The organism is Lacinutrix sp. MEBiC02404 (assembly GCF_053601575.1).
Window position 1 is genome coordinate 1 of sequence record NZ_JBSHNV010000092.1, and the last position, 361, is coordinate 361.

Genomic DNA, 361 nt, shown 5'->3' on the forward strand with positions numbered 1-361 from the left:
GTTGGTATAAAACTATTTTCTTCAAAAACCCAAGTTACAATACCATTGTCGCCAACGGTGCTGTTGCTTAAAATGTCTCCATTTTGGTTTTCTTTCCATTCGTGTAATGGTACGTTACCATCCCAAAGCCATTTGGTAGTCGTGTTTTTAAAGGTTTTACTTAAACGTCTTCCTAAAGCATCATACGTAAAATGTACTTGTAATTTATCTGGTCGTGTTACGGTTTGCAACATACCAGCAGCATTCCACTCGTATTGCCAATGGTCTTTTTTACTTCTAAAAATACTGCTACTACCTTTGTACTTTTCGGTTAAAAAACCGTCGGCATCGTATTTATAGTTCCAGCTTCCTTTTTTCTCTA

The 361-nt window shown here is 36.6% G+C and carries 1 pseudogene; it reads right to left on the minus strand.

The annotated features are described in order from the left end of the window. A pseudogene (locus ACVCXO_RS00635) lies at positions 1-361 on the minus strand (hypothetical protein); the annotation flags it as partial.